Source organism: Mesorhizobium sp. M0217, assembly GCF_040321955.1.
Lineage (GTDB): Bacteria > Pseudomonadota > Alphaproteobacteria > Rhizobiales > Rhizobiaceae > Mesorhizobium.
In genome coordinates this window covers 282,892-290,184 of record NZ_JAMYSN010000005.1, presented here as the reverse complement: position 1 = coordinate 290,184, position 7,293 = coordinate 282,892, and the positions used below count along the sequence as shown (strand labels likewise).

General features: G+C 61.5%; 7 protein-coding genes. 4 read left to right on the top strand and 3 right to left on the bottom strand.

Annotation, left to right across the window (positions count from 1 at the left end; translation table 11 throughout):
• Positions 1–290 (bottom strand): IS256 family transposase (locus NKJ18_RS12380; RefSeq protein ID WP_023751997.1); only part of this gene is annotated, 290 nt, incomplete at its 3' end.
• Positions 291–473: 183 nt separating this feature from the next.
• On the opposite strand from NKJ18_RS12380, the gene NKJ18_RS12375 reads away from it, so the two are divergent.
• The 3 genes from NKJ18_RS12375 (at position 474) to NKJ18_RS12365 (ending at position 3,097) form a co-directional block, all read left to right on the top strand.
• Positions 474–869 carry a VOC family protein gene (locus tag NKJ18_RS12375; RefSeq protein ID WP_352758298.1) on the top strand — a complete coding sequence of 132 codons (396 nt, stop codon included), beginning with the start codon at positions 474–476 and terminating at the stop codon, positions 867–869.
• 80 nt (positions 870–949) lie between these two features.
• Positions 950–1,474, top strand: a complete 525-nt coding sequence (locus tag NKJ18_RS12370; protein ID WP_023684617.1) for a twin-arginine translocation pathway signal — start codon at positions 950–952, stop codon at positions 1,472–1,474.
• A 51-nt stretch (positions 1,475–1,525) separates the two neighbouring features.
• Positions 1,526–3,097: a GMC family oxidoreductase gene (locus tag NKJ18_RS12365; protein ID WP_352758297.1), complete on the top strand. Its 1,572-nt coding sequence runs from the start codon at positions 1,526–1,528 to the stop codon at positions 3,095–3,097.
• Positions 3,098–3,161: 64 nt separating this feature from the next.
• On the opposite strand, the gene NKJ18_RS12360 is transcribed toward NKJ18_RS12365, so the two are convergent.
• Entirely contained in the window at positions 3,162–5,075 is a 1,914-nt protein-coding gene (locus NKJ18_RS12360) for a PhoX family protein (RefSeq protein WP_023684619.1), read from the bottom strand.
• Positions 5,076–5,192: 117 nt separating this feature from the next.
• Complete coding sequence (locus NKJ18_RS12355; RefSeq protein WP_023684620.1) at positions 5,193–5,588, bottom strand: hypothetical protein; 396 nt, start codon at positions 5,586–5,588, stop codon at positions 5,193–5,195.
• Positions 5,589–5,900: 312 nt separating this feature from the next.
• Here NKJ18_RS12355 and urtA point away from each other — a divergent pair, with 312 nt between their 5' ends.
• A complete protein-coding gene (gene urtA, locus NKJ18_RS12350) occupies positions 5,901–7,211 on the top strand; it encodes an urea ABC transporter substrate-binding protein (protein WP_023684621.1) in 1,311 nt (436 codons plus the stop codon).
• Positions 7,212–7,293: the final 82 nt, after the last annotated feature.

The window sequence follows — 7,293 nt, the reverse complement described above, 5'->3', positions numbered from 1 at the left end:
GAACGCTGGTAGCGCTCGAACAGCTCGGTGGAGAAGCGCCCGGCCCGGTCCTGCGGAACCCGCAGCTCGAGCTTGCCGACCCGCGTCACAAGGGTGCGGCCGTAATAGCCCGAGCGATAGCCAAGCCGTTCGGGCGTGCGCTCGCTCTTCGAGGCACCCAGCGCCTCGTCCATCTCGGCCTCAAGCACCTCCTGCATCACCGCACGGAGCACTTCGTGCAATCCATCCGGGTTCGAAAGCAAAATGTCTTTGACGGCAGCGCTGGCGGTCTTAACTTCAGTCTTGGTCATGGTGGCGTTCCTTCGCGGGAATCAGGTGACGTGAACAATCACCAGCCTGCCATGACCGCCCCCTCTCAGCGAATTTGCAGAACTCTCAGCACACTACCCAAATTTAGCCGTGGTAACCGGCTGCCACCACCTTTCGCGCGTGCCGCCCATAATCGCCTCCAACATGCAGCGGCGGAGACTGATTTGGCGAAGGCAATCCATTCCATGATCCGGGTTCTCCAAGAGGCCAGATCCGTCGATTTCTACAGAAACGCTTTCGGGCTCGACGTCGCCGACAGGCTGGATTTCGAGACATTCACGCTGATTTACCTTGCCAACGCCGAAACGGGGTTCGAGCTCGAACTCACCGTGAACAAGGGCCGCACCGAGCCTTATGGGCTTGGCGACGGTTACGGCCATCTGGCGGTCTCGGTGTCCGATCTCGACAGCGAACACGACCGGATCGGCGCGCTCGGCCTCAACCCCAAGAAGATGGTCGAATTCAACCGCGACGGATCGCTGATCGCCCGCTTTTTCTTCATCGAGGACCCCGACGGCTACAAGATCGAGGTTCTGCAGCGTGGAGGGCGCTTCCAGTAGGGGATTATCAGCCGCATTCAGCCGCGCGGCGCCAGCAACGGCGCTGTTCAAGGGCGCAAACAGCAAGCAGGGAGGAACAAATGGTCACGATCTATGACGCGAGGCTCTCACGTCGTGAACTTCTCAAACGCGGCGGCATCGGCGCGTTGCTCGTCATTTCCGGCAGCGCCGTCATCAGCCCTGAAAATGCCTGGGGGCTTGAGACATCGGCGCTCAAGCCCGAAACTATGGCAACGCTGATCCAGATGGCGCGCGACATCTATCCGCACGATCAGGTGCCCGACAAATACTACGCCATCGCCGTAAAAGGGCATGATGAGCAGGCCGGCAAGGACGCTGCCTACAAGACGATGATCGAAGACGGCATCGCCAACCTCGACAAGAAGTCGGGCGAGGGCGGCTATCGCGGCCTCGGCTGGGAGGAGCAGCGCGTTGCCGTGCTGCAGCAGATCGAGGCGACGCCGTTCTTCCAGTCCATCCGCGGCGGCCTCGTCGTCAGCCTCTACAACCAGCAGGAGGTGTGGCCGATTTTCGGCTACGAGGGCGAATCCTACTCCAAGGGCGGCTACATCGCGCGCGGTTTCGACGACATAGAGTGGCTCTGAGCCCTTCCGTCGTTCTGAAACCCCGCAAACAGGAATTCATGGGAGGAAACCATGGCAGCTTCATTTGATCTCAACAACGACGGCGTGGTCGTGATCATCGGCTCCGGCGCCGGCGGCGGCACGCTCGGCAACGAACTCGCCCAGAAAGGCGTCGATGTCGTCATCCTCGAGGCCGGCGCGCGCCACGAATACGAGGATTTCATCAACGACGAGTGGGGTTCCTTCAGCCAGCTCGCCTGGACGGACAAGCGCACAACCTCAGGCGACTGGCGGGTGTCGAAGGATTTCCCCAGTTTGCCGGCCTGGATCGTCAAATCGGTCGGCGGCTCGACCACGCACTGGGCCGGCGCCTCGCTGCGCTTCCAGGAGCATGAGTTCAAGACGCTCTCGACCTACGGCAAGCTGGAAGGCGCCAACCTGCTGGACTGGCCGGTCACATTGGCCGAGATGGAGCCTTACTACGCCAAGGCGGAAGCCAAGATGGGCGTCACCGGCACCAATGGCTGGCCGCGGCTGCCCGGCAACAACAACTTCAAGGTGCTCAAGGCCGGCGCCGACAAGCTCGGCTATAAGGAATGTCATACCGGCAACATGGCAATCAATTCGGTCGAGCGCGACGACCGCAACTCCTGCCAACAGACCGGCTTCTGCTTCCAGGGCTGCAAATGGGGCGCCAAATGGTCGACGCTCTACACCGAGATTCCCAAGGGTGAGGCGACCGGCCATCTCGAGGTCCGGCCAAACGCCATGGCGATCAAGATCAACCATGACGCTAGCGGAAAAGTGACCGGCGTCGTCTATGCCGACAAGAACGGCAAGCTGCAGGAGCAGAAGGCCCGCATCGTTGCCGTCGCCGGCAACTCGATCGAAAGCCCGCGCCTGCTGCTGAACTCCGAGTCAGCGAAGTTTCCGCAAGGGCTTGCCAATTCGTCGGGGCAGGTCGGCAAGAACTACATGCGCCACACCACCGGTTCGGTCTACGCCATTTTCGACCAACCGGTGCGAATGTATCGCGGCACCACCATGGCCGGCATTATCCGCGACGAGGCGCGGCACGATCCCTCACGCGGCTTTGTCGGCGGCTATGAATTCGAGACGCTGTCGCTCGGCTTGCCCTTCATGGCCGCCTTCCTCAATCCCGGCGGCTGGGGCCGTTCCTTCACCACCGCGCTCGACCACTATGATCACATGGCTGGCCTGTGGATCGTCGGCGAGGACATGCCGCGCGCGGAAAACCGCGTCACGCTGCACAAGGACGAGAAGGACGCGCACGGCATGCCGATCGCCGACGTGCATTTCGATGATCATCCCAACGACACGGCGATGCGCAACCATGCCTACAAGCAGGCCACAGCGCTTTACGATGCGGTCGGCGCGACGCGCTCCTTCCCGACGCCGCCCTATCCCTCAACCCACAATCTCGGCACCAACCGGATGAGCGAAAAGGCGGAAGACGGCGTCGTCAACAAGCACGGCCAGGCGCACGACATCAAGAACCTGTTCGTGTCGGACGGCAGCCAGTTCACGACCGGTGCGGCTGAAAATCCGACGCTGACGATCGTGTCGCTGGCTATCCGCCAGGCCGAATACATCGCTTCGCAAATGTCGGCCAAGACGATCTGAGCCGTCCTCCCGGATCGCTACGCGGAACGCGCATGGCGCGTTCCGCCTTTTTCACTAGGACTCACTATGCGCCGACCGGCTGTCCGTCCCTGCGGCGGATGGCGACGACGGAAGGTCGCGGCAACTGGCCGTCTTTGAAATCGGGCCATAGCGTCTGCGCCTTGTCGAGCGTCTCGGCATCTTCCGCAGGGTGCTGCACCGACAGGAACAAAGTCGTGCCGTCCGGCGTGAAGCACGGGCCGGTCGCTTCGGCGCCGTGCGGGCAGGTGAACAGCAGCTTCGGCAGGCCGCGCGCCGCACCTTCGGTGTCGACGCCATAGACGCCGTCCGGCAGGTCGAAATCATTGGCGCCGTCCGTCGCCACCCACAGCCGCCCCGCCGGGTCGAAGGTGATGTTGTCGGGGCAGACGAACCAGCCATTGTCCGACGTGTCCGGATGAAAAGTGGCGCCAACCTTGGCATCTTTCGGGTTGCCGCAGAGCACGAACAGGTCCCAGGCATACTTTTCCGCCGTGTGGTCGGCATCCGCGCCGCGGCCGCCGGGCGGGATCAGTTCGACAATATGGCCCCAGAGATTTTCCGGCCGCGTGTTGGCCGGATTGACCTTTGACTGGTCGCGCTTCTTGTTCTTGGTCATCACCGCATAGACGCGGCCGGTCACCGGATTGGTCTCGATGTCCTCGGGCCGGTCCATCGGCGTGGCGCCGAGCGCATCTGCCGCAAACCGCGTCTTCAACAGCACCTCGGCCTGGTCGGCAAAACCGTTCTCGACGGTAAGCTTGCCCTGGCCGTGCACCAACGGCAGCCACGTCATCGAGCCATCGGCATCGAAGCGGGCGACCGACAGCACGCCATCGTCGAGCAGATCGGCGCCGGAGGCCGGGTTGGCCTTGTCATAGGCCTTGGCCGAGACGAAGCGGTACATATATTCGAAATAGTCGTCGTCACCCATATAGACGACAACGCGGCCGTCCTTGTTGAGGACCACGGTCGAGGCCTCATGCGACATGCGGCCAAGTGCCGTGCGCTTCACCGGCCTGGACTGAGGATCGTAAGGGTCGATCTCGACCACCCAGTCGAAGCGGTTGGCCTCGTTCGGTTCCTTGTCGAGGTTGAAGCGGTCATGGAAGCGGCCGCGGCCATAGATGTCGGAGCCGTCGAAGCCGTAACGGTCGAGCAGGTCGGCAGTCGGCGCCTTTTTCGGGTCGCCGCCGAAAATGTCGGACACGCCTTCCTCGCAGGTCAGCACCGTACCCCAGGGGGTGAAACCGCCGCTGCAATTATAGCTGGTGCCGAGCACTTTCGTGCCAGTCGGGTCGGCCGAAGTTTTCATCAGCGCATGGCCGGCAACCGGTCCGGAAACGGTCATTTCGGTGTTGGCGGTGATGCGGCGGTTGAGCGGGCTGTCCGCCACGGTTTCCCACTTGCCGTCCTTCACCTGCACCTCGAGGATCGAATGGCCCATCGCGGCCATGCCGAGATTGACCTGTTCCCTGGTCATCGTCTTGCCGGCATCGCCCTCGGTCATCCCCGGAAACATCACATTGGGCGAGATGTATTCGTTGTTGACGCAGAGCAGGCCATGATCGGAATTCACCGTGCCCTTGGGCAGCGGCATGAAGGCGATGTAGTCGCAATTGTAGCCGAAGCGCTTTTCCTGTTCCTCCGCCGCGACCTTGTTGCCGTCGAATTCGGCGAGGCCGGCTGCAAGCGGGTCGCCCCAGCGCGCGACGATGGTCGTCTCATAGCCTTCGGCGGCGGCATGGGTCTTGTCGTAGACCCGCTTCAGCTCGGGAAAGCCGAGCGTCGACTGCGCTGCGGCGGCATGCGTTTCGCCGGCAAACAAGGAGCCGACAAAGCTGCCGCCGGCAATCAGCGCGCCGGAGGCGAGGCTGCCTTTCAAAAGAGACCGGCGCGAGACGCGCTCGGCAATGATTTCGCGGATGACGGGGGAGGATGAAGACGGTGTATTGGCCATGGTGTCTGCCTCTCAGGGTGGATGTTACGGCGCACCGTTGCCCTAGTCTGCTTAGGCAACATTCACATGACATAAGAGGAAGGTTTTGCCGCAACTGGGCGCGGCACTACGCATCGCTCAGCCCTTGGTGCAGGTCGAGGCGGTGAAGGCGCCGTCGGGCTGCTTCAGAATGATGTCGAATGACGGGGCGGTCTCGCCGTCCAGTGTTGCCTGTGTCATGGAGACGGAGTTGCCACCGGTGGTATAGCCGCCCAGCGGCCCGAGCCAGGTGATCTCGCCATTGGCGTTCATCTGATAGTTGTAGCCTTGCAGCGCCGTTCCGAACGTCACCGGGCCGGTATAGACATTGCCCTTGATAGTGATGTCGCCGAGGTTGAGGAAGGCGCCGAGCAAATAGACCTCGCAATGATAGGTGCCGTCAGGAAGTTTGCCCTCGCTGAAATCGGCGCGCGCGGCGCCGCTCGTTGCCATCAGCAGCAGGATGCAGGAAATGCGTGAGATGCGAGATGTCATGACGTCTCTCTTTTGAAGGGCGAGCTTGCCCTATTTTTGCGCGGTGCCGCAACATTGTTCGCCCGGAACCCACGGCCGGAGATCAAAAACTAGGCATTTGTCTCAATTGGGCGAAAATTAGGCAAAAGTGGTGTGCGCTGCGCAAATTTGCCTCAATCAATTTTTACCGGCTGCCTTTTTGTTTCTCCAGCTCATATACCAACCGGCTGATAACGCTCGGCTATTCCATCTTTGTGAGCGGCGCCTTCGCGTTTGGCACGGCAGTTGCTTTGCATTGTCGCGGTGCAATCAAACAGCTTGGGAGTCTTCGGTATGAGGGGTAATTTCTCCACAATAACAAAAATGTTTTCGGCGGGCGTGATCGCCGCCGGCCTGTCGATGTCGTCTCCGGCCAAGGCCGCCGAAGACACGATCAAGGTCGGCATTCTGCATTCGCTATCGGGGACCATGGCGATTTCGGAGACGACGCTGAAAGACGCCATGCTGATGCTCATCGAAGAGCAGAATGCCAAGGGCGGTCTGCTCGGCAAGAAGCTCGAGGCGGTCGTTGTCGATCCGGCCTCCAACTGGCCGCTCTTTGCCGAAAAGGCGCGCGAGCTGATCTCGAAGGACAAGGTCGCCGCCGTGTTCGGCTGCTGGACCTCGGTGTCGCGCAAATCGGTGTTGCCGGTGTTCTCGGAACTCGACAACATCCTGTTCTACCCCGTCCAGTATGAGGGCGAGGAAAGCGAGCGCAACGTGTTCTACACCGGCGCCGCCCCGAACCAGCAGGCGATTCCTGCCGTCGATTATCTCATGAGCGAGGACGGTGGCTCGGTGAAGCGCTGGGTGCTGGAAGGCACCGACTACGTCTATCCCCGAACCACCAACAAAATCCTCGAGGCCTATCTGAAGGCCAAGGGCGTCGCCGCCGAAGACATCATGGTCAACTACACGCCGTTCGGCTTCTCCGACTGGCAGACCGAAGTCTCCGCAATCAAGAAATTCGGCTCGGCCGGCAAGAAGACCGCCGTCGTCTCGACCGTCAATGGCGACGCCAACGTTCCGTTCTACAAGGAACTCGGCAACCAGGGCATCAAGGCCGAGGACATCCCGGTCATGGCCTTTTCGGTCGGTGAGGAAGAACTGGCCGGTCTCGATACCGCGCCGCTGGTCGGCCATCTCGCTGCCTGGAACTATTTCGAGAGCGTCGACACACCCGAAAACAAGAAGTTCATCGCCGACTGGCACAAGTTCATCAAGAATGACAAGCGCACCACCAACGACCCGATGGAAGCTCACTATATCGGCTTCAACATGTGGGTGAAGGCGGTCGAAAAGGCTGGCACCACCGATCCCGACAAGGTCATCGACGCCATGGTCGGCGTGTCCGTGCCGAACCTCACCGGCGGCTATTCGACCATGATGCCGAACCATCACATCACCAAGCCGGTGCTGATCGGCGAGATCCAGGCCGACGGCCAGTTCGAGACCGTGTCGCAGACGCCCGGCCTCGTGATGGGCGACGAATGGTCCGACTATCTGCCCGATTCCAAGGACCTGATTTCGGATTGGCGCGCGCCTCTGTCCTGCGGCAACTTCAACGTTGCCACCGGCAAATGCGGCGGCAAGGGCACGAACTGATCCCTCCCGGGACTGACCGATCGTGGACGCGTCCACGATCGGTACCGCCAAGCGTCCGGGCGCTTCAGCCCGCCCGGACGCG